The organism is Roseivirga echinicomitans, from assembly GCF_001592935.1.
In the GTDB taxonomy this organism is placed as follows: Bacteria; Bacteroidota; Bacteroidia; order Cytophagales; family Cyclobacteriaceae; genus Roseivirga; species Roseivirga echinicomitans.
Genome location: NZ_LRDB01000050.1, coordinates 240,823 through 260,768 on the forward strand (window position 1 = coordinate 240,823; position 19,946 = coordinate 260,768).

General features: G+C 40.7%; 18 protein-coding genes. 9 read left to right on the forward strand and 9 right to left on the reverse strand.

What is annotated here, in order from left to right; all coding sequences use genetic code 11:
* The first annotated feature begins 109 nt into the window (after window positions 1-109).
* The gene (locus AWN68_RS15220) at window positions 110-1,480 is read left to right on the forward strand and encodes a sigma-54-dependent transcriptional regulator (RefSeq protein WP_068417498.1); all 1,371 of its coding nucleotides are present in this window, start codon (window positions 110-112) and stop codon (window positions 1,478-1,480) included.
* A complete protein-coding gene (locus tag AWN68_RS15225) occupies window positions 1,470-2,843 on the forward strand; it encodes a sensor histidine kinase (protein WP_068417499.1) in 1,374 nt (457 codons plus the stop codon). Before AWN68_RS15220 ends, AWN68_RS15225 begins: the two co-directional genes overlap by 11 nt.
* A 389-nt stretch (window positions 2,844-3,232) precedes the next feature.
* Here AWN68_RS15225 and AWN68_RS15230 read toward each other — a convergent pair whose 3' ends face one another.
* On the reverse strand, window positions 3,233-3,532 hold the full coding sequence (locus tag AWN68_RS15230; protein ID WP_068417500.1) for a GIY-YIG nuclease family protein: 300 nt from the start codon (window positions 3,530-3,532) through the stop codon (window positions 3,233-3,235).
* 430 nt (window positions 3,533-3,962) lie between these two features.
* On the opposite strand from AWN68_RS15230, the gene AWN68_RS15235 reads away from it, so the two are divergent.
* The 6 genes from AWN68_RS15235 (at window position 3,963) to AWN68_RS15260 (ending at window position 9,832) form a co-directional block, all read left to right on the forward strand.
* Window positions 3,963-4,412, forward strand: coding sequence for a hypothetical protein (locus tag AWN68_RS15235; protein ID WP_068417504.1), 450 nt, complete (start codon window positions 3,963-3,965; stop codon window positions 4,410-4,412).
* A 52-nt stretch (window positions 4,413-4,464) separates the two neighbouring features.
* Window positions 4,465-4,875, forward strand: a complete 411-nt coding sequence (locus AWN68_RS15240; RefSeq protein ID WP_068417507.1) for a hypothetical protein — start codon at window positions 4,465-4,467, stop codon at window positions 4,873-4,875.
* Between the two features lie 331 nt (window positions 4,876-5,206).
* Window positions 5,207-5,722: a signal peptidase II gene (gene lspA, locus AWN68_RS15245; protein ID WP_068417510.1), complete on the forward strand. Its 516-nt coding sequence runs from the start codon at window positions 5,207-5,209 to the stop codon at window positions 5,720-5,722.
* A 234-nt stretch (window positions 5,723-5,956) separates the two neighbouring features.
* The gene (locus tag AWN68_RS15250) at window positions 5,957-7,282 is read left to right on the forward strand and encodes a DEAD/DEAH box helicase (RefSeq protein ID WP_068417513.1); all 1,326 of its coding nucleotides are present in this window, start codon (window positions 5,957-5,959) and stop codon (window positions 7,280-7,282) included.
* A 48-nt stretch (window positions 7,283-7,330) separates the two neighbouring features.
* On the forward strand, window positions 7,331-7,831 hold the full coding sequence (locus tag AWN68_RS15255; RefSeq protein WP_068417515.1) for a DUF6265 family protein: 501 nt from the start codon (window positions 7,331-7,333) through the stop codon (window positions 7,829-7,831).
* A gap of 141 nt (window positions 7,832-7,972) precedes the next feature.
* A complete protein-coding gene (locus AWN68_RS15260) occupies window positions 7,973-9,832 on the forward strand; it encodes a cation:proton antiporter domain-containing protein (protein WP_068417518.1) in 1,860 nt (619 codons plus the stop codon).
* A gap of 54 nt (window positions 9,833-9,886) precedes the next feature.
* On the opposite strand, the gene msrA is transcribed toward AWN68_RS15260, so the two are convergent.
* From msrA to AWN68_RS15290, 6 genes are all read right to left on the reverse strand, one after another.
* Window positions 9,887-10,549 (reverse strand): peptide-methionine (S)-S-oxide reductase MsrA, encoded by a 663-nt coding sequence (msrA, locus tag AWN68_RS15265; protein WP_245658019.1) that lies wholly within the window; start codon window positions 10,547-10,549, stop codon window positions 9,887-9,889.
* A gap of 51 nt (window positions 10,550-10,600) precedes the next feature.
* The gene (locus tag AWN68_RS15270; RefSeq protein WP_068417520.1) at window positions 10,601-11,077 is read right to left on the reverse strand and encodes a pyrophosphohydrolase domain-containing protein; all 477 of its coding nucleotides are present in this window, start codon (window positions 11,075-11,077) and stop codon (window positions 10,601-10,603) included.
* Between the two features lie 62 nt (window positions 11,078-11,139).
* Window positions 11,140-11,685 (reverse strand): peptide-methionine (R)-S-oxide reductase MsrB, encoded by a 546-nt coding sequence (gene msrB / locus AWN68_RS15275; RefSeq protein ID WP_084362884.1) that lies wholly within the window; start codon window positions 11,683-11,685, stop codon window positions 11,140-11,142.
* Between the two features lie 74 nt (window positions 11,686-11,759).
* The gene (locus AWN68_RS15280) at window positions 11,760-12,671 is read right to left on the reverse strand and encodes a methyltransferase domain-containing protein (protein WP_084362885.1); all 912 of its coding nucleotides are present in this window, start codon (window positions 12,669-12,671) and stop codon (window positions 11,760-11,762) included.
* Window positions 12,672-12,834: 163 nt separating this feature from the next.
* The gene (locus tag AWN68_RS15285) at window positions 12,835-13,029 is read right to left on the reverse strand and encodes a hypothetical protein (protein WP_068417525.1); all 195 of its coding nucleotides are present in this window, start codon (window positions 13,027-13,029) and stop codon (window positions 12,835-12,837) included.
* Between the two features lie 205 nt (window positions 13,030-13,234).
* Entirely contained in the window at window positions 13,235-14,611 is a 1,377-nt protein-coding gene (locus AWN68_RS15290) for an exonuclease domain-containing protein (RefSeq protein ID WP_068417528.1), read from the reverse strand.
* A 47-nt stretch (window positions 14,612-14,658) separates the two neighbouring features.
* Here AWN68_RS15290 and AWN68_RS15295 point away from each other — a divergent pair, with 47 nt between their 5' ends.
* Window positions 14,659-15,498: an ATP cone domain-containing protein gene (locus AWN68_RS15295; protein WP_068417531.1), complete on the forward strand. Its 840-nt coding sequence runs from the start codon at window positions 14,659-14,661 to the stop codon at window positions 15,496-15,498.
* On the opposite strand, the gene AWN68_RS15300 is transcribed toward AWN68_RS15295, so the two are convergent.
* Together AWN68_RS15300 and AWN68_RS15305 are read right to left on the reverse strand one after the other, a co-directional pair.
* Entirely contained in the window at window positions 15,470-17,191 is a 1,722-nt protein-coding gene (locus AWN68_RS15300) for a sodium:solute symporter (protein WP_068417533.1), read from the reverse strand. The two genes, AWN68_RS15295 and AWN68_RS15300, sit on opposite strands and share 29 nt — an antisense overlap.
* A gap of 136 nt (window positions 17,192-17,327) precedes the next feature.
* Window positions 17,328-19,868 (reverse strand): PIG-L family deacetylase, encoded by a 2,541-nt coding sequence (locus AWN68_RS15305; RefSeq protein WP_068417534.1) that lies wholly within the window; start codon window positions 19,866-19,868, stop codon window positions 17,328-17,330.
* Window positions 19,869-19,946: the final 78 nt, after the last annotated feature.

Sequence of the window (19,946 nt, forward strand, 5' to 3'; positions counted from 1 at the left end):
GTAAAACAGGAGTGCCCAAAATTGGGCACTTTTCAATACATTCATATTACTAAAAGTAAATGAATCAGCATATTGTAAGCTTGGTATAAATTTGGTGCTTTAGGCAGTTATGAAAAACAAAGGTCGAATTCTAATTGTAGACGATGACAATTATGTGATGCTCTCCATTCGCATTTTATTGGAGCAGCATTATGACGATGTTCGGGGCATAAACAATCCGCTTCAAATTGAAACGGCCTTGGCCGAAAATGAATATGACCTTATTATTCTGGACATGAACTTTAAGGCAGGTGAAAGCTCTGGAAATGACGGATTATATTACCTCAATCAAATTAAGAGCATTTCCCCAGAAACTTCTATTGTGCTCATTACCGCTTATGGCGAAATCAATCTGGCCGTAGAAGCCATAAAACTGGGGGCCTTCGATTTCATTACCAAGCCATGGCAAAATGAAAAGCTGCTGACCACGGTTTCGGCTGCTTTTCAACTGAACAAATCAAAGCACAAGGTCAAAGAATTAAGTTCGAAGCAAACGGTATTGAATGCAATGCTCGATGCCCCCTTCACTGAAATTATTGGTGAATCGGAGAAGATCAAGCAAGTTTTTCAACAAATTGAAAAGGTAGCCCATACGGATGCTAATATTCTGATTACAGGTGAAAATGGTACTGGTAAGGAATTGGTCGCTAGAGCGATTCATCGTGCTTCCAACCGCTCTAAATCCATTTTTGTGAATGTTGATATGGGTGCCATCACGGAAACCCTTTTTGAAAGCGAACTCTTCGGGCATAAAAAAGGCGCCTTTACCGATGCTAAAACCGACCGCATTGGGAAGTTTGAGGCGGCCAATGATGGTACTTTGTTTTTAGATGAAATCGGCAACCTGATCAAGCCGCTTCAGGCCAAAATGTTACGCGTTATTCAGGATCGTCAGATTGTGCCTGTTGGGTCCAATGATGCCAAAGCCATTGATGTCCGTTTGATTTGCGCAACCAATGCCAATCTTCCCGAAATGGTGAATGAAGGCGAATTCAGGCAAGATCTACTGTTTCGAATCAATACCATCGAAATCCACCTTCCTCCCCTGCGCGAACGCAAAGAAGACATTGCGGTGTTGGCCGAGCACTTCATCAGTTTGTATAAAACCAAATATGGGAAGAAAGGCCTCTTTGTACCCGAATACGTCATTACCAAACTCGAAAAATATGATTGGCCTGGCAATATCAGAGAGCTTCAGCACAGCATTGAGCGTGCGGTCATCATGAGTGACGGCAAACAACTCCATGTTCAGGATTTCAATCTCAACAGCCAAAACACCAGCGACAACGCACAGGTAGAGAGCTTTAACCTTGAAGAGCTAGAAAAATGGGCGATTGAGACCTGTATCAAAAAGCACCAAGGAAACATTAGCAATGCGGCTGGAGAATTGGGGCTGAGCCGTGGCGCCTTGTACCGTAGAATGGAGAAGTATGAACTCTAAGCATTTTCAAATTCAGATTATTGTTAGGCTGCTGCTCATCACTGTGGGCTTGGCCTTTTTGCTGTTCTACATTTTTGAGGACCGTAATTACATCCGCTTGTTCTTTATTGTCATTTTCATCTTGTCGGCCCTGATTGAGCTTTTCTACTACATCAACCGGACGAACAAGGACACCAAGAACTTTCTTGAAGCCATTCTCCACAACGATTTCACCTTAAAGTATTCAGCGGATCATAAAGGAAAAAGTTTTGGCAAGCTCTACGATAGTTTCAATCTGGTAAACCAGAAATTCATCGTGGCCTCTCAGCGTGAAGCCAACGAATATCAGTACCTGTCGGTGTTGGTGCAGCAGCTCGAAATTGGCGTGCTTTCTTATGACGATAAGGAAAGAATTCATTTGGCGAATAAGGCACTCAAGCAGCTATTGGGCAAAGAAGAACTGATCACATTGAACAGTATAAAGACAATCAGTTCAATACTTTACGATACCATACTTCAACTAGAAATTGGCCAAAGCGAATTGCTGAAAGTGACAATTCATGGCAAGGAGTTTCAGCTTTCCATCAAGGCCTCTGTCTTCAAATTGAGAGGAACAAAATTCACATTAGTTTCTATTCACGACATCCATACCGAACTGGACAATAATGAAATGCTGGCTTGGCAAAAGTTGATTCGTGTGCTGACTCATGAAATCATGAATTCGGTGGCGCCTATTACTTCGCTCTCTTCAACGCTCAACCATATTGTAAGTCAATCACGCACTTCAGGTCAAGATTTGACCGAAGCCCAACTCCAATCCCTACAAGAAGGCCTCGATGCCATAGAGCACCGCAGTGCAGGGCTCATGACCTTCACTGAAGCCTACAGAAGCTTAACGCGTGTACCCCTGCCCCACATTAAACCCGTTGAAGGTCAACTTTACTTTCAGCGCATTGCTTCGCTTTTTAAGCCTACGCTGGCCCAAAGTAATATTCAGTTCCATATGGAGCTTCCCAAAGAAGCGTTCACCTTACACATCGACTCAGATTTGATGGAGCAAGCGCTGATTAATCTATTAAAGAATGCCAAAGAAGCCGTGGTAGCCAATACCGGAATCATCCGCCTAGCAGTAAAACAGCCAAGCCTATTGGAAGAAAAGATGGGTAGTTTTCAAATTTCTATTACGGATAATGGTGGTGGCATTCCAGCCGAAATTCAGGAAAATATTTTCATTCCTTTTTACACCACAAAATCCAGTGGCTCTGGGGTTGGGCTCAGTTTAGTCAAACAAATCGTGCAAGCCCATAAAGGTGAAATTGGCTTTACTACCGATCGAAACAAAGGAACTACTGAGTTTATGATTAAGGTGGCGGGAAGCGTTTGAGTATAGTAAAGGAAGGATTCGCAGAAACTATTTAGGAACGTCATTGCGCCTTTGTTGTAGTTATAGAGCAAGCCTAGTGAGGCTCTCAAATCGGAGCGTCATTGCGAACGCTTACGCCTTAGCTTTCACTGTTGGCCGTAGCCTATAGCGAAGGACTCAGCGTTGGCGCAGAAGCAGACTTCGCAATAGCGAAAGGCTGTTACGAAGCAATCTCTCGTACTACAAGTCAATATTGAAATTGCTTCACGTAAACACCATCACTTCGAAAAACTGCAGCAGGTTCGCAACGCTTGCGCTGAAGCTTCACCGCGTTCGCCTTAGCTTTAACGGTTGCGAAGCGAAGGCGCAATGACGGTTAACGCAGGCTTCTGAAGCAATTTCTAACTATTTCACCAATCCTTAATGTCATCATAAAGGTCTTCCCAATCTGGATTCATAGATTCTACCAACTCTATTTTCTTAACCCGTGATCCCCCTTTAATTCTTTTCTCTTCTTCTATTGCAGATTCTATATGACCGAAAGCCTGATAATACACGAGTTTATAACACTTGTACTTGGCAGTAAAGGAATTTGGTAAATGTTTTTCACGATGTTGAATAATTCGTGAAACCAAGTCAGAGGTGACTCCTGTATAAAGTGTAGAATGGGTTAAGTTGGTAACTATATATACAAAACCTCCTTTAGGCATAAACTCAAATTAATGAAATTCATTGAGATTGCTTCATTTTATCTTGATCACACCTAACCGCAAACGCCCAATCGGACCGTCATTGCGAGAAAACTTTCTTGCGATAGCAAAGAAAGGTGACGAAGCAATCTCTTGTACTACAACGCGACATTGAGATTGCTTCACGTAAACATAATCACTTCGAAGAACTGCAGCAGGTTCGCAATGACGGGTAACGCAGACTTTATTAGTATTTTAATACTAAATAGCCAACGAATGTTACTGTTCTAAAATTAATTTCGCTAAACTTATAACTTGTTAATAGGTGCGTATAGTACACCGTATTGGGGTGCTAACGCTCACTTTTTGTAAACTATTGGAAATATATCGCTCATAAATGTGAGCTATAGCCAACGTTAGATACCATCTCGCCAGAGATAGAAACAGATAGATGCGCGAACTCAAATTCCTTAACAAGAAGTTTACTTCACAACTTTCAACTGATGAAATCAAACAGGTAGTTGGTGAACTAGAAGAACGGGAAATTCTTGAAAAGTCAACAACAGAAGATGGGTTTAGAATCGTAACGAAAGCGAACAATCACTTTGGTTACGGTTTAACTTTTATGGCAAGACTCGAAGAGAGGAATGACGGACGAACTGACGTAACTATTAAAACTGAAACTCGCCATGACTTCTTTTGGCTCAACTTGATTTTTGGCGGTCTAACACTCTCAATTTTGCTGTTTGAGAACATTCGAATCAACGGTGAAATTCAAAGTCTTTCGAACAGGCTCTTTTACGCTCTAACTGCTGGCATTATCACAATACTGCTTAACGCCTATATGATATTTCTTCCAGCTCGATTTCTGAACAAGAAAGTTATAGCAAGAATTAAATAGAACAGCACGGTATCTAACAGACGCTGATCGTTGTGCGTCATTTAAAACCAATATGAAAACTAATTTCGAAATTGAAGATAATAACTCGGTCAATTGGAATGGACAACATATTGACCTACACAATAATTTTGATTATGCTGGACTAGTTGAAACGGAAAAGGATATATCTATCGTATTTGGACGGACCAATGGAAATTGGATTAAGAAAAATGAATTTAGAACGGTAAATTTTGAATTCAAAAATGTTAGCTATAAATCTATTGAAGATGGCGACCCTTTGGCTTCTGACGAAGACAAAATTCAGCTAGCCGAAATATCGTTTTTCCCGAATAATGCACGGGAAATTAATAACTCGATTATACCACAAAAAAAACCTAATCCAAATGATGACTTGATATTATTTTTTGAGGACGGAAAAGTGATTCGTATTGGTAGTGAAGAGATTAAATTGATTGCGGAATAAAAACGAACGCACAACAAAACCTATAAACAATACGGGCTTTGAGCTTAATCGCAAGGTTTGCGTATTTTTATAAGGTCCGCAAAATCTTTTGGATTTTGCTTTTTGGCTGGACAAAGAAAAAAAGAAAAACTAAAGATTTCGCTATGTTCGTGGCGGAAAGCAAACGCGAGTTTGCCCCCGTACTGTTCATAGCTCAACCGTTCGCTCAACCCCAATTACATAAGAACCTCTCCCTTCCCCCAACTAAAACACCCTTGAACCAATAATTTTCACCGTTACCTTCCTTCATTTTATAAGCTATTGATTAGTTTAGCAGCCTGAAAAGAATCCCATGAAGTCAAACGTTAATCGTATCATCGCTATTCTCGCCATTATCATTGTCAATATAGGCTGCGATCAAATCACCAAAGACATGGCGCGCGAGCAAATTGAATACAATGAGCGCATTGAAGTCATTGGCGATAATCTTATTCTTACCAAAGTTGAAAATTCAGGCGCTTTCTTAGGTATGGGTTCCGACCTATCTCCTATTTTAAGAGGTATTCTGTTGCTAGGCTTACCAGGCTTGGTCATGCTTGGTATTTTCGTGTACCTTCTTGTAGAGAAAAAATTAACCAAATTGGCCATTGTTGGCCTTTCGTTTATTGTAGGCGGTGGTATTGGCAATCTGTATGACCGCATTCTTTATGGCTCGGTGACCGATATGGTGCATATAGATTTAGGTGGAGTTTTTAGAACAGGGATTTTTAACGCTGCCGATGTATCTGTAATGATTGGCACGGGCTTAATTCTGCTAGAGCAATTTTTGACCAGAAAAGACCACAAGAAAGTAGAGGAAGCTAGTTAATTCACAACACCAGCCATAACAACAAGGCCACAATTAAGAGGATTGCTACCCAGCTAATTGCCTTGGACTGCGAAGGAAATTCATAAGCACAGATAGGGCAAACTTTGGTTGTTGAGTCAATTTCCATGGCGCATGAAGGACATTCTTTTTCCATTTGTGCAATTTATGAAAATATAAAAGCGCAAAAGCGTCTCACTTTTCTATTTATACCTGAAATACAAGTAGTTTTGCACCATGCAAACTGCCCATAAAAACCAAGAGGAAATCCTCGCCAAGCTTCGTATAGAAAAACTCAACCCGATGCAAGAAGCGGCTCAAGAAGCCATTCATCAGCATCCGGATGTAGTGTTGCTTTCCCCTACGGGCACAGGAAAAACCTTGGCCTTTTTGCTTCCAATCCTTCAGGGTTTAGATATCAATTGCGCTGAAGTACAAGCTTTGATCTTGGTACCCTCTAGGGAATTGGCCATTCAGATTGAACAGGTGATCAGAGAAATGGGAACGGGTTTTAAAGCCAATGCCGTGTATGGCGGGCGCCCTGCATCGAAAGACAGAATGGAGTTGAAACACAGGCCTGCTATCCTTGTGGGTACTCCCGGCCGTGTAGCAGACCATTTAAGACGTGAAGTTTTCCCTGTAAACGACATCAAAACATTGGTGTTAGATGAATTCGATAAGTCTTTAGAAGTGGGTTTCGAACTGGAAATGCTGGAGATCATCGCTTCGCTTACCCATGTCCAGAAGAAGATCTTGACTTCGGCCACCAACGAAACCGAAATACCGGGCTTTGTTAAACTCAAGTCACCCCAAATTCTTGATTTTTCAGATAATGGCGACTCTTCGCTAGAAATCCAACTGGTGCTTTCACCGGATAGAGATAAGCTAGAAACGCTCGTTGATACCCTCAATAGACTTGGAGACCAGCCGGGCATTGTGTTCTGCAACTTTAAAGATTCTATCGAACGCATCAGCCAATACCTTTTCGATCATGAAATTAACCATGGCGTGTTCTATGGTGGAATGGAACAAATAGACCGTGAAAGGGCACTCATTCAGTTCCGAAATGGCACTTATCAGTTGCTATTGGCGACAGATTTGGCCGCCAGGGGTATTGATATTCCAGAATTGAAATTCATTATCCATTATCACTTGCCTAACTCTGGGCCAGAATTCACTCACAGAAACGGTAGAACGGCCAGAATGAACTCAGAAGGCACGGCTTACGTGTTGCAATGGGAAAAAGAAGAATTGCCTGATTTCATTTCGGACCTTAAGCCGAAAAGCGGCCGAGTGCGTGATGTATTGGAAGGAATTTCAGCCCCTTCTCCATTGATGAGAACCCTGTTTATTTCGGGTGGAAGAAAGGACAAAATATCGAAGGGCGATATTGCTGGACTCTTCTTTAAGCAAGGGCAATTGCAGAAAGATCAGCTGGGCATGATAGAAATTAAAAACGATTGTGCTTTTGTTGCGGTAGCCGCCATAGAAGCCAAACGCTTGATTAAGAGCTTAAACAACACTAAACTGAAGAACAAAAAGGTAAGAATTACTGAAATTTAATCATTAGTTGTCCCCTATTTTTATTCTGGTTCGTCAATTCAATAAAACATGAAAAAGCTAAACCTTTCTCTCCTATTCGTTTTGTTTTCGTTTACCGCTTTTGGTCAAAACACCTTAAAGCTTGGTACTAACAAATCTCCCAAAGCAACTTTGGCCGATGTCGCTTGGATCAGTGGCCATTGGCGTGGCGAAGCCTTTGGAGGGATTACAGAAGAAATTTGGTCTCCTCCTTTGGGCGATTCCATGATGGGCTCCTTCAAACTGGTTTCGGAAGGCAAAACTACTTTTTACGAAATCTGCCAAATTGTAGAAGAGCAAGGCTCACTGTCCTTTCGCCTAAAGCATTTTAATAGCAACCTGACGGGCTGGGAAGAGAAAAACGAACGAGAGGAGTTTCCGTTGGTCAAAGTGGAGAAGGATGCTGCTTATTTTGATGGTTTTACCATCAAGCGAATTTCTGAAAATGAGATTCATATGTATGTCGTCATCAGCGATGAAGGAAAACCGGAAGAGGTTGAATTCAAGTATTTTAGATTCAATAACAAGTAAGTTCAGCACTCTGCCTGAACTTTTATAATTACTGATTTCAAATCAAAAAATGCTGGCCACTTCAGCGTTTTTTGAAATTTAAAGTCGTCTCGGAGTTCATTTTTACCTATTTTAGAAGAATTACGAACTATCTTGACCTTTATGAACAACCTCGAATACTGGCCAATCTTTATTATTCTGTCTATTGCCTGGGTAGTGCCTTTGGTGCTTTCTAGGCTAGAAATATCAAAAGTACCTTCCGTAATTGTCGAAATTGTAATGGGGGTTTTGGTTGGCCCTTTTATATTGGGTTGGGTAGAAGAAACGGCCATTACCAGCTTTTTAGCGCAAACAGGTTTCCTATTCCTTATTTTCTTGGCAGGAATGGAAATTGACGTCAATAAAATTATTTCATCATTTCCCCGAGGCCGCATCAAGTTTGTCGATTTAGTCAGTAACTCTTTGCTGGTCGCGCTCTTTATTTACTTTGGGTCATTATTGCTTTCCCTGCCCTTTGCTTGGCTAATGAACCAATTTATGGAGGTGGACATCGTATTCTACATGTTCCTATTGCCTACCGTAGCGCTCAGCATTACGGTTCCGATATTAAAAGCGGAAGGAGAATTGAAGCGTAAGTTTGGCCAAATCCTATTAATGGAAGGCGCCATTGCTACGGTAATGAGTATCATATTGATCTCCATTTATTCAGGCGTACTGAAAAAAGGATTTCAAGTAGAGTTGCTTCTTTTCGCCATCATTTTCATTGTATTCATTGTGGTTTACTGGCTTGGAAACCGAATGATGAAAGTACGCAGCTTTCAGCAATTACTGTATAGATTAGAACATGCAGCAAGCCAGATCCGAGTGAGAGGCGCTGTAGCACTACTCCTTTTCTTTGTAGTGATTGCCCATTTAATTGGCACTGAGTTGGCCATGGGTGCCTTTTTTGCAGGCACATTGTTGAGTCTTTTTGTAAGTAAGGAACGTTCGGCATTGCTGTTTAAGCTGGACGGCATGAGTTACGGCTTCTTTATTCCCATCTTCTTTATCATGGTTGGGGTGAATTTAGATTTATCCGCGCTGACGCAGTTTCAAGAGTCGATTCCGTTTATTCTTACCTTAATGGTGGGTTTTTTTGTTACCCAGCTTATTCCCGCTTTAATTATGATTAAAGTATTTGGGCTGAAGAAGGCTTTGGCTGGAGGCGTATTGCTTACTGCTAGAATGGGATTGACGATTGCAGCAGCTCAAATCGGACTTTCGTTAAACGTAATTAGCTCTGCAGATAATGCGGGAATTGTAACTACGGCCATTCTGGTGAGTCTAATTTCACCTTCTATTTACAAGATCTTTAATAACAGTAAAGAAGAGCACCATAACATCTATGTTTTTGGCGGAAGCAGAGCAAGCTTGTATTTGGCGGAAAGGCTTAAAATGCATGACATGTCATTTATCACGCTGATTCAGAAAAAGGAAATATTGCCTGAGTTCGATAAAAAGAGTTTGAACTATAAATTCATTGAAAACCTAAGTGCCAGTGTGGTAGATGGATTAAAACTCAGAACCGCAGACCTCGTCATTGTGCTCACAGAATCCAATAATTTGAATCAGGAGCTGACGCGTTACATTAAAAACGAACTAAAGCACAGCAAAATCATAACCAGAAAACAGTCTGCTACGCACGATCTAATTGATCCTCAAGGGGAAATCAAGTTCATCGATCATGATGTGGTCTTGGCCAGCCATATTGAAAATATGATTGCCAGTCCAGATTCAGTTTCTTCGCTTTCTGAAAGTTTTGGAGATTATCGTTTAGAAGAAATAAAGATCACGCGCAGCGATATCAATAGAAAGCTGGTGAAGGAAATCCCATTCCCCCCATCGGGCTCTTTGGTAATTCAAAAACGAGCTGGGGAAGTCTTTATCCCACACGGAAACACGCACTTATTGGTGGGTGATATCATGACCGTAATTGGTAGCCATGCTGCGCTGGCCGAGTTTAGGAGCATATTAGAAAAATAGCACGCTTTTTAAGACGTGCTATTGAATATTGTTTAGCTTAAAGAAGTGCTCGCTTTATTTTTCTGAAGCGTATTTCTTCTTAACGTAGCTTGGAAAATGCTTTTTCAACTTGTTCACCTTTGGTACGGCAACGTTGATGATGTAAGGATTCCCTGGGTTGAGTTCGTAATAATTCTGGTGATAATCTTCAGCCAGCCAAAACTCAGTATAGTCCGTTACCTTAGTCGCAATTGGACGGTTATAGTCTCCAGACTGATTCAGTTTTGAGATGTAATCTGTTGCCAGTTTCTTCTGATTTGCATCATGATAGAAAACTTCCGTACGGTACTGCGTTCCTACATCTGGCCCTTGACGGTTTACTTCAGTTGGATTATGCGTGTAAAAGAAAATTTCTAAAAGCTCTTGATACGAAATCACTTTAGGATCGTAATAGATTTGTATCGCTTCGGCATGAGTTGATCTACCATAACTTACATCCGCATAGGTCGGATTCTTCTCCTTGCCTCCCGTATAGCCTGAAACCACATTATTCACGCCATTCACTCTTTCAAAAACGGCCTCTGTACACCAGAAACAGCCTCCAGCAAAAGTGGCCACTTCACTGCCTTCTTGAACTTCAGTAGCAATATTAACCAACTCTGTTGAAGTCATTCCAGTGCAAGAAGAAACTCCAAAATTGAGTAATAAACTGGTAATCAATGTATAAGCTATATGCATTTACTTTTTGTTTTATCTACTGTCCTAACGCCATCCACAAGGGATATGTTTTTAAATACTGTCGTTCAAAATACTCTTGAGGTCGGCTGGTGAGTAATTCACTGATTTTAGGGTTTTATTATCTGCTGTTCTGTACACCAAAAAATGACCATCAGCTTTTTCTATATAGCTTTCGGTTCCATCTTTATCCATGTAATGTTTTTGGGTGGCTTCAGCTTCCTCTATGGTTTTGCAGGTTTTGCTCATATTAGAACGCTGAACCTCATCAAACAACGTCTTGAAGCTGTTGCCCATTCCAAACTCTAAAATGGCACCAGACAGGACATATTGAATGTCGCATAAGGCATCGGCTATTTCAACTAGATCGTTATCTGCAATGGCTTCTTCTAGTTCTTTCAATTCTTCTGCAATTAGCGAAACACGAAGTTTACATCTGTCAGCAGATGGAATTTGTGGTGTTTCTAAAATTGGGTGCTTGAATGTTTTATGGAATTCAGCAACTGAATTGAGTGATTGTGGTTCTTTCATGATAAAAATAAAAAGGCCTGTTAATACAGGCCAATGTTAAATAATTATTTGCGGTTGGTGAACTAGTTATTGTCTTTTTTAAACTTTGGAGGTGTTCCTCCTTCAGGAACAAAGATTAAAGCAGCTGAATTCAAGCAGTAGCGTAAACCTGTTGGCGCTGGGCCATCTTCGAATACATGCCCTAAATGAGAACCACTTTTGCTGTCTACCACTTCCCATCTTACCATTCCTTCGCTCGTATCCTTCACTAACCTGATCGCATCATCAGATATTGGATCCCAAAAACTTGGCCATCCTGATTTCGAATCATATTTGGTATCTGAACTAAAAATGGGTTGCAAACTGGCTGCAGAATAGTAGGTCCCTTTTTTATAGAACTTATCGTATTGGCCAGAGAACATGGTTTCTGTTGCTTGTTGTCTTAGTACAGCGTATTGCAAAGGGTTTAATCTTGCCTTCCACTCTTCCTCCGTTAACTGAATTTCGTATTTCGGTTTGTCTTGATCTAAATCTACTCCAGATAGTTCATCTTCTTGACCCCTGAGCGTGATAACACTGGCCACAAGTAAAATAGCCAAACCACTAATTAATATTATTTTGGTTTTCATGCCTCGTTTTTTTTAGTCTAACCTAATAAACGTAAAAATAGTTTGAACGGATCGGAATGAATTGGATGAGTGGTCTACCAGGCGATACTTTGGCTGAAAAAGCCTGTACTTTCGGGAGCTTCCGTTTCTTTATTAATTGGATAAAAGAAGATGTTAGGAAGCTTTACTTTTTTCCATGGAGCAATCATAGCCAATGCCTTCTTCGATCTCTGATCTGATTTAAGTTGGCTACTTGCATGCATAGGCTTTGAATTGTCGTAAAGCATAATCGAAACACCATCTGGTTTCAAACACCTCTTCAACTCCTCGTAGGCCAACTCCTGAACATCCTTTTCATAATTATTGATATAGTCAAAAGAGAACAACGCTTCTACCGAACTATCGTCAAATGGCAAATGATCTACATCTCCCAAAACTAGAATCGTTTCTCTCGGAAGTTCGTCCTTAACCGCCAACAACCTTGACAATGAAAAATCCATATGGAAATAGTATTTGAATGATCTACCATAAGTAAGGTTATGAATAGAGTCTACATCGTGCGTCACTACACTCATGAAATATTCACCTCCTTTGGGAAGAAGTCTAGCCAATTGAGTTATTTTTTCTTGGCTTATCGGGTTACTATTAAGTTCTTTTGAAGGTTTTTCTATGAAATTACCCTCTCCTATTCCATAAGTTTTATAAAATTGGGCAATCTCCTTTGGAGATACTCTTCTTAAATGATTGGCCGTTCTGTTTTTAGAAACAATGGCTGTATTCCGCTGTAGGTAACTAATGTTGTTTATAATAGGGTATATGTAAGTTTGGTTTGAAGTAACCAAAGCAGCCGTCAATTCAATATTTACAGGAGCCCCTGGATAGAAAAATAAATCACCGTGTTTAATCTGAGCATTCAATGAAACTAACTCCTTTTCTGTCATTAGCCTGAGTGACTTTTTTGTAAACGGACAAACCAGTAATCCTTCCATATCTTTTAGTTCTTTCACGGTAGTTGTATTTAATACACCAATACAGGCAAATGCCCTACCATATGCTAAAAAAGAGTTTTTGAGTGTATTTTGCTCAAAAAAATTCCCAAAATGGGAATTCAGTCCTTAATCAACACCCAGTGCCAAACAAAGGGTGTGGATGTTTCATACCTTTCGTTTCTTAAGCCTTGCCTTCTTGTTCGACCTTAATATACTTATGCCCGGCCAAAAGGATACTTGAATAAAAAAGTTCTTTACCAACAGTACTTACATCATTCACATACTTGATAATACGCTCAGATTTTTCCTGAGATTCATGCAGCTTACCTTCAGCGTACTTCAATAATTTTCCTCGAATTTCTTTAGTCTTTGTCATTGTATTTATGTTTGGGAATTCTATATCTTCTTAAGCGATTAATCCATCATTTTGTTTCAAAATCTATTCGATAAATAAAACAATTATTTCAGTGGTTTAACCTTACCAAGGTAGAGCTTTAAACATCTCGCCCAATACCCAAAGAAAGGTATTTTACATACCTAGTTATTGTGTAATGGTAAAACTAAAGTGGTAAACCGAACCACTAGGCAAAGAGGCCATAGTTCGGCTGGTGGGTTTGAGTGGTAAATTGAATCACCCTACGTTTGGAATAATACTGATTAATAATTCTCTGAATATCAGGCGTATCAGGATAATTTGTGATAATGTTCTTCACATCATCAATGGTGTCGAAAGCCAGATCGGTTTCATAGAAGCCAAAACCTAAGTACTTCCCATTTTCTACCAAAGCCACGGATTTCTCAGTGTGGGTTCTTCCCTGCCCCAACAGGCAAAACGACTGAGAGTTTTCTTTAATGCTTTGTATGGCTTTTTTGAATCTTTCGCGCTGTTCTTCGCTTCCTTCCCCACCTGTTTTTATCGAATAACCAAAATACATCATCATAGACGCAGGCAGACTGCATAGCTCGGGGTCAAGCTCAAACTTCTTTACCAATTCGATCAAGTAATCGCGTGCACGATCGAAAGATGTAAAGCCGATCAAAGGCAAGGTACCTTTCATCTTTTTGCCAATCGATAAGCGATCGAAGCCCTTACCATCTTGGTAATGATAGAGGCCGTATTTGGCATTGGTGAATTTCTGTGCCTTATTATAAATCGGGAAATGTTTTTTGATTTCTGATGACTCAAATAAGAAAGCGATCATTTCATCCCCGCATTCCTCATAAGAAATGTCGTACAGCTTGTCTTTCAATCCTTGTTTGTACACTACATCGGTATTCGAAAAATGGCCCTTTACCCGTTTCTTAATATTGTTGGCCTTCCCTACATAAAGAATTTCACCATGTTGATCATGAAAATAATACACCCCAGTAAATTCTGGTAAAGCATCAAAGGTGGCTTTAGGCAAATGAGGTGGTAAAAAGCCTTCCTTTGAATCTTTCTTTAGAAAGGCCTCAATATGGTTTTCATCATTTTCGATAATGAGGTCCATCAACTCAACAGTTGCTTTGGCATCGCCCATTGCCCTGTGACGCGCATGGTTAGCAATTCCAAAATGATCGCAGAGGTTCCCTAAACTGTAGGACTTCAACCCTGGAAATACTTTTCTAGAAAGCCTGACTGTGCAGAGTTTCTTGAGGTTTAATGTTCCTCCAAGTTGTTGAAACTCATTTTTAAGAAATGAATAATCAAAATTGACATTGTGCGCCACAAAGATGTTTCCTTCCAACATTTGGTAGATTTCTTTGGCCACTTCAAAAAACCGTGGCTCATCTCTTACCATTTCATTTGAGATGCCCGTTAGCGCAGTAATATTCATTGGAATCACTCGTTCGGGATTCAAAAGCGTCTGATATTCGTCCACTACCCGCTTTCCATCATGAATTAGAATGGCTACTTCGGTGATTTTTCCGTAATTGGCAGAACTGCCCGTGGTTTCTATATCGACTATGGCGTACACAGCTTCAAATTACATAAGTTTTATTTTCAATACGTAGCATTAACTCAATGAATACAATCCTTGTTAAGAAATACTCTGGCGAACTCGTTCCATTTGAAATAGAAAAATTAGAAAACTCCTTGTTCAAATCTGGCGCAAGTCCAGAACTCATTGAGGAAATCACCCAAGAAGTACTCGGTTGTTTAGTCGAAGGAATTTCAACCAAAGAAATATACAAAAGAGCCTATGGCATTTTAAGGAAGTCATCCTATGCCTTGGCAGGGAGGTACAAACTTAAAAAAGCCATTCTTGAATTAGGGCCATCTGGTTATCCTTTCGAAGCTTTTATTGCTCACTTATTTGAATACCAAGGTTACAAGGTTCAGTCAGGAGTAGTATTGGATGGTAAATGCGTATCGCATGAAGTGGATGTGAGGGCCGAAAACGATACTGAAATTCACTTTATGGAATGTAAGTACCACAGCAACCCCGGCTATAAATCAGATGTAAAAATTGCCCTTTACGTCCATTCTAGGGTCAATGACCTGATTGCACACTACCAGCCTAAGTTCCCTAACAAGAAGTTTACAGGATGGATTGTAGACAACACCAACTTTACCAGCGATGCCATCCGATATGCAGAATGCAGCGGACTTAAAATCATGGCTTGGAGTTACCCTTCCAAAGGAAGTTTAAAGGACAGGATTGAAATTTCTGGCCTGTACCCTATCAGTTGCTTGGTTTCGCTTACAAAGGCGGAAAAGCAAGTGCTCCTAAAAAAAGACATCGTGCTCTGCCAGCAGCTTTTAGACTCTGACGAAGCGCTTCATCTTATTGATCGAAGAAAGCACAATAAGGTGTTAGAAGAATGTCGAGAAATTACGCTTCCAATGGCTTCTCTGGCTTAACTAAATTGAAGAGATAGCTAAATAACACCACCAAAATACAACCGAAAGCATTGTACCAAAGGAAGCCCATGGTAAAGATTCCTGCAGCATCCTGCGTATTCAAATAGTGAATCACAATGATTACTATTTGACTGAGTATAGCGCCCATAAACACGGCATTGCTCCTAATTTTCTTAAAGAAGAATGCCACCACAAAAATACCTAAAACGGTTGGATAGAACAAGGAGCCAATCAAGTTGACTGCCTCTATCAGGTTATCAAAAAGAGATAAGGTAGACGCCACAATGATGGCGAGTATCCCCCAACCAAGAGTAAAGAGTTTTGAATACCTTAAGTAATGATTATCATCACCATCCTTTTTTACTGCTCGCTTATAAAAATCGATTGTTGTCGTGCTCCCAAGCGCATTCAATTCAGAGGATGTAGAAGACATCGCTGCTGAAAAAATAACCGCAAATAGTAAACCTACGATACCAATAGGCATGTTTTTCTGAACGAAATCCATGAAAATATAATCCGTATCCTTGGTTTCTGATCCTTCAACAGCCTCTCCAACCAGTGTAATCGCCCTACTCCTAACTTCATCAGATTTGGTTTGAAGTGCATTAACAGCTGTCTTCGCCTCTTCTATAGCAAGCTCATCTCCTGTTCTTACCGCTTCATTAAGCCCCTCAACCGCTGTGAGTTTTTCTGCAAATATTTCCGAGTATTCATCTTCAAAAGCCCTGAAATCATCAGCCCTATCGGTTTCGTAAACTTGCTCTTTCAGCGTTTCATTAAAAAATATTGGGGGTTGATTATATTGATAAAACACAAACACCATTACACCAATAAAGAGAATGATAAACTGCATTGGCACTTTTAGTAGTCCGTTCATCATCAGTCCTAAACGGCTCTCAGACAAGGTTTTTCCAGATAAATAACGTTGCACTTGAGATTGATCCGTTCCAAAATAGGACAAGAAGAGAAAAACCGCACCCGTCATTCCTGACCAAAAACTGTACTTATTTTTGAGGTCAAATGTAAAATCAACCACGTTGAGTTTACCCATTTTACCAGCTACACTTAGGGCATCATTCATGCTCACTCCTGAAGGCAGCGAATTCAACACCAAAATACCAGCTAGGATCATTCCCCCCATCATTACTGCCATTTGCGTCTTTTGGGTTTGTGTAACAGCCTTGGTTCCTCCAGACACGGTGTAAATAATTACTAAAACACCTATGATGATATTCGTTGCTCTTAGGTCCCAATCAAGCAGTGATGATAGAATAATTGATGGTGCATAGATCGTTATCCCAGCTGCAAGGCCACGTTGTACTAAAAAGATAAAGGCCGCAAGCATACGGGTCTTCACATCGAAACGTGTTTCAAGATATTCGTAAGCAGTATAAACTTTGAGCTTATAATAAATCGGTAAAAAGAACACCGAAATGATAATCATGGCGACTGGAAGGCCAAAATAGAATTGTATAAAGCCCATACCCTCTGTATAAGCTTGGCCAGGGGTAGAAAGAAAGGTGATGGCACTGGCTTGAGTGGCCATTATTGAAAGGCCAATGGCCCACCATTTCACATCGTCACCACCACGTAAATAACTATTAATGTTATTGTCGCCACGAGTTTTCCAAACACCATATACTACAATAGAAATCAATGTGCCGAAAAGCACTACCCAGTCAATCCAACTCATGCGTATGCGATTGTAAACCAGTAAAACAATAGAATTAATACAGCCAATGTACCCATCAGTAACCAGTACATTCCAGACCACTTCTTAAAAAATGGAGGTTTAGCATCCCTCGCTTCTTGTTCTGTTTGCGCGCTCATTAGCGTTTCTTTTCGATTTGATTCAGCTTGGTGTTCTTTGGTTTCTCGTTTCCAAGCGAAATCATATTACTAAAAATTCTAAAGGCTCCTGGAACACCTGCTGGTAATTCTCTGAACCATGAGTAGCCTGTATACACAAAATAGCCTTCGCCATATTGACCAACGATCAAGCCACCGTCATTCGGTTTGTCACCTGGGTCATTGCTGGAAAGGATTGCTGTATATTTTTCGTCCCATTGGTTAGGGAAATAAAGCCCTCGCTCCTGCACCCAACCTTCAAAGTCTTTTTCGGTAATCTTATTGGGCCCATTGATCAAAGGATGATCAGGCGCTAAGATTCTCACTTTAGCGTCTTCCACCGTTACCCTATCTCTTGAGATTTGAAAAGGATAAGGCCCAATCTCTGGTTGATCCCTCATGCTGGTGTTGTATTGTGCAATCACGGTACCGCCTTGCTTTACATAGGCCATTAAATCAGGTTGAATAAATGGCATTCTATCTACAGTGTTATAAGCACGCACACCAATGATTACCGCATCAAAATCAGCCAAGCTTTCTGCTGTTATCGTGTTCGGATCAAGAATAGATACGGTATAACCAATTTGTGTTAAGCTTTCTGGAACAGCATCACCTGAGCCCATAATGTAGCCCACGTACTGACCTTTTCTTTCCAAATTAAGGCGCACCACTTTGGCCGTACTTTCAGGGAAAATCGTTTGTCTAGGAATATGCTTGTAATCAATCACTTTCAAACCTTGGTGATATGACTTGCCATTGTAAGTTACTTTGGCCGTTACCTGCCCTTCTTGCTGTGTTGTTGGAGGCAATACCTGAAACTTGAATCGTGCTTCTTCTTGCTTTCCTTTGAGGTTATAGTCAAAGCTTTCAGGGCTTGATTTCCAGCCCGAAGGCAAATCCAAGCTTACCTTTCCAGAAACATTATTGGTACCGGCTTTCACGACCACATTCACCTCTTTGGTTGAGTTGTCGGCAAAGACCAACACGCTTTCAGCAATGTTTACATATACTGGAGGGGTCATTACAAATGGTCTGTATACTTCTCCGTCTACCCTATCATTCTCTTTATAAACCACCGATGTAGCATAAGCATAAGGCTTTCCGTTGATGGTTAAATTAAAAGTAGCGTTGAGTACATCTGTATTTTGAGCAAGCCCAATCAATGCTTGATCATCTACCCTATACATTCCTACAGTTCCTTCTTCGCGAAGCCAATAAGGTTCTGAGTTTGGAAGCTCAGGCAGGGTAAATTCTAAATTCTTTCTGAAAGACTGATTATTGGCCAATGACTGAGTGATTGTGGCTTTCTGGTTTAGCTCAGGGAAATCAATTGAATTGAGCGACACCTTAACATCCGAACGGTTAATGGCTTCAACACTAATTCTTAGCTTCTCTCCGCTTACTTTAGTTTCCTCGTCAGCAACTACTTCTAAATAAAGCCCAAGTACCGATTTGATGACCAAATCTAGTTCTTCCAACTTCACTTTCTTCCAATACTCATCTTCGATTGTCACCAATTTCTCACGGGCTTGCAGTAAATCGTCAATAATTACGGAAGGGTTGCTGAGGTTATAGTTCTTATTGGCTTTAGCGAGTAACGTGCCTATTTCAGCACCACCTTTTACCCTCGACCATGAAGAATTGATCCCTTCAAAAATATCGGCCTTTGGCTTTTCACCTTTCCAATACATCAATACTTCTTTGCTTTCACCTCTTCGGCCTGTGCTGCCAAAGCCTTGAGATTTATGTTCACTACGACCTAAGGATGAGATTTCGTCATATGAGAGGCCTAAAAGTGGGTTGTAGGCTCCAAAATCAATGGTATAATAACCAGGGGAACCATCAAACTCTTCTCCATCATTTCTACCACCAAAGTTATAGCCATTCCAATAGAGTGTTTGTGGTTGCCAAGGCTGAACATACTTCAACTGTTCAGGGTATTTGGTGGGGTCGTTGGCCAAATCAAAGGCTTGCATGGCCAAACGGGCCGAAGCCGTGTGATGACCGTGCATACTTCCGCTCGGTACCAAAGTGGTATCGAAGCGCGTAATGATAATATCTGGACGAAAACGTCTGATGTTCCAAACCACATCGGCCAAGGCATCATCCTTATCCCATACATTCAATGTTTCGTTCGGATCTTTCGAAAAACCAAAGTCATTGGCTCGAGTGAAAAATTGCTCTCCGCCATCTCTTCTTCTGGCAGCCAATAACTCCTGAGTCCTGATAATTCCTAAATACTCACGAATTTCGGTACCAATTAAGTTTTGTCCCCCGTCACCACGCGTCATGGCCAAATAAGCCGTCCTCATGTTCTTTTCATTCGCCATATAGGCAATCAGTCGGGTGTTTTCGTCATCGGGGTGAGCCGCCAAGTACAGCACCGAACCCAGTACTTCCAGTTTATTGAGGGCTTGCTTTATTTCAGCGGCATCCAGTTTTTTGGGTGCCTGCGCTTTGGTTACTGTTGAAAAGACAGTAAGCAGAATGCAGAAGAGCATTAGTTTAGAAAGGTGTTTCATTTTGGTTTTGATGAGTAACTGGGCTTGTAACGGGTTCTAAGTTATCAGGTTCTATTGATTATCCGAGTGGCAATTCTG

Bases quoted from the DNA above. Each gene is read 5' to 3' on its own strand.
- AWN68_RS15220 (WP_068417498.1), top strand. From the start codon at position 110: ATGAAAAACAAAGGTCGAATTCTAATTGTAGACGATGACAATTATGTG.
- AWN68_RS15225 (WP_068417499.1), top strand. From the start codon at position 1,470: ATGAACTCTAAGCATTTTCAAATTCAGATTATTGTTAGGCTGCTGCTC.
- AWN68_RS15230 (WP_068417500.1), bottom strand. From the start codon at position 3,532: ATGCCTAAAGGAGGTTTTGTATATATAGTTACCAACTTAACCCATTCT.
- AWN68_RS15235 (WP_068417504.1), top strand. From the start codon at position 3,963: ATGCGCGAACTCAAATTCCTTAACAAGAAGTTTACTTCACAACTTTCA.
- AWN68_RS15240 (WP_068417507.1), top strand. From the start codon at position 4,465: ATGAAAACTAATTTCGAAATTGAAGATAATAACTCGGTCAATTGGAAT.
- lspA (WP_068417510.1), top strand. From the start codon at position 5,207: ATGAAGTCAAACGTTAATCGTATCATCGCTATTCTCGCCATTATCATT.
- AWN68_RS15250 (WP_068417513.1), top strand. From the start codon at position 5,957: ATGCAAACTGCCCATAAAAACCAAGAGGAAATCCTCGCCAAGCTTCGT.
- AWN68_RS15255 (WP_068417515.1), top strand. From the start codon at position 7,331: ATGAAAAAGCTAAACCTTTCTCTCCTATTCGTTTTGTTTTCGTTTACC.
- AWN68_RS15260 (WP_068417518.1), top strand. From the start codon at position 7,973: ATGAACAACCTCGAATACTGGCCAATCTTTATTATTCTGTCTATTGCC.
- msrA (WP_245658019.1), bottom strand. From the start codon at position 10,549: ATGCATATAGCTTATACATTGATTACCAGTTTATTACTCAATTTTGGA.
- AWN68_RS15270 (WP_068417520.1), bottom strand. From the start codon at position 11,077: ATGAAAGAACCACAATCACTCAATTCAGTTGCTGAATTCCATAAAACA.
- msrB (WP_084362884.1), bottom strand. From the start codon at position 11,685: ATGAAAACCAAAATAATATTAATTAGTGGTTTGGCTATTTTACTTGTG.
- AWN68_RS15285 (WP_068417525.1), bottom strand. From the start codon at position 13,029: ATGACAAAGACTAAAGAAATTCGAGGAAAATTATTGAAGTACGCTGAA.
- AWN68_RS15295 (WP_068417531.1), top strand. From the start codon at position 14,659: ATGAATACAATCCTTGTTAAGAAATACTCTGGCGAACTCGTTCCATTT.
- AWN68_RS15300 (WP_068417533.1), bottom strand. From the start codon at position 17,191: ATGAGTTGGATTGACTGGGTAGTGCTTTTCGGCACATTGATTTCTATT.
- AWN68_RS15305 (WP_068417534.1), bottom strand. From the start codon at position 19,868: ATGAAACACCTTTCTAAACTAATGCTCTTCTGCATTCTGCTTACTGTC.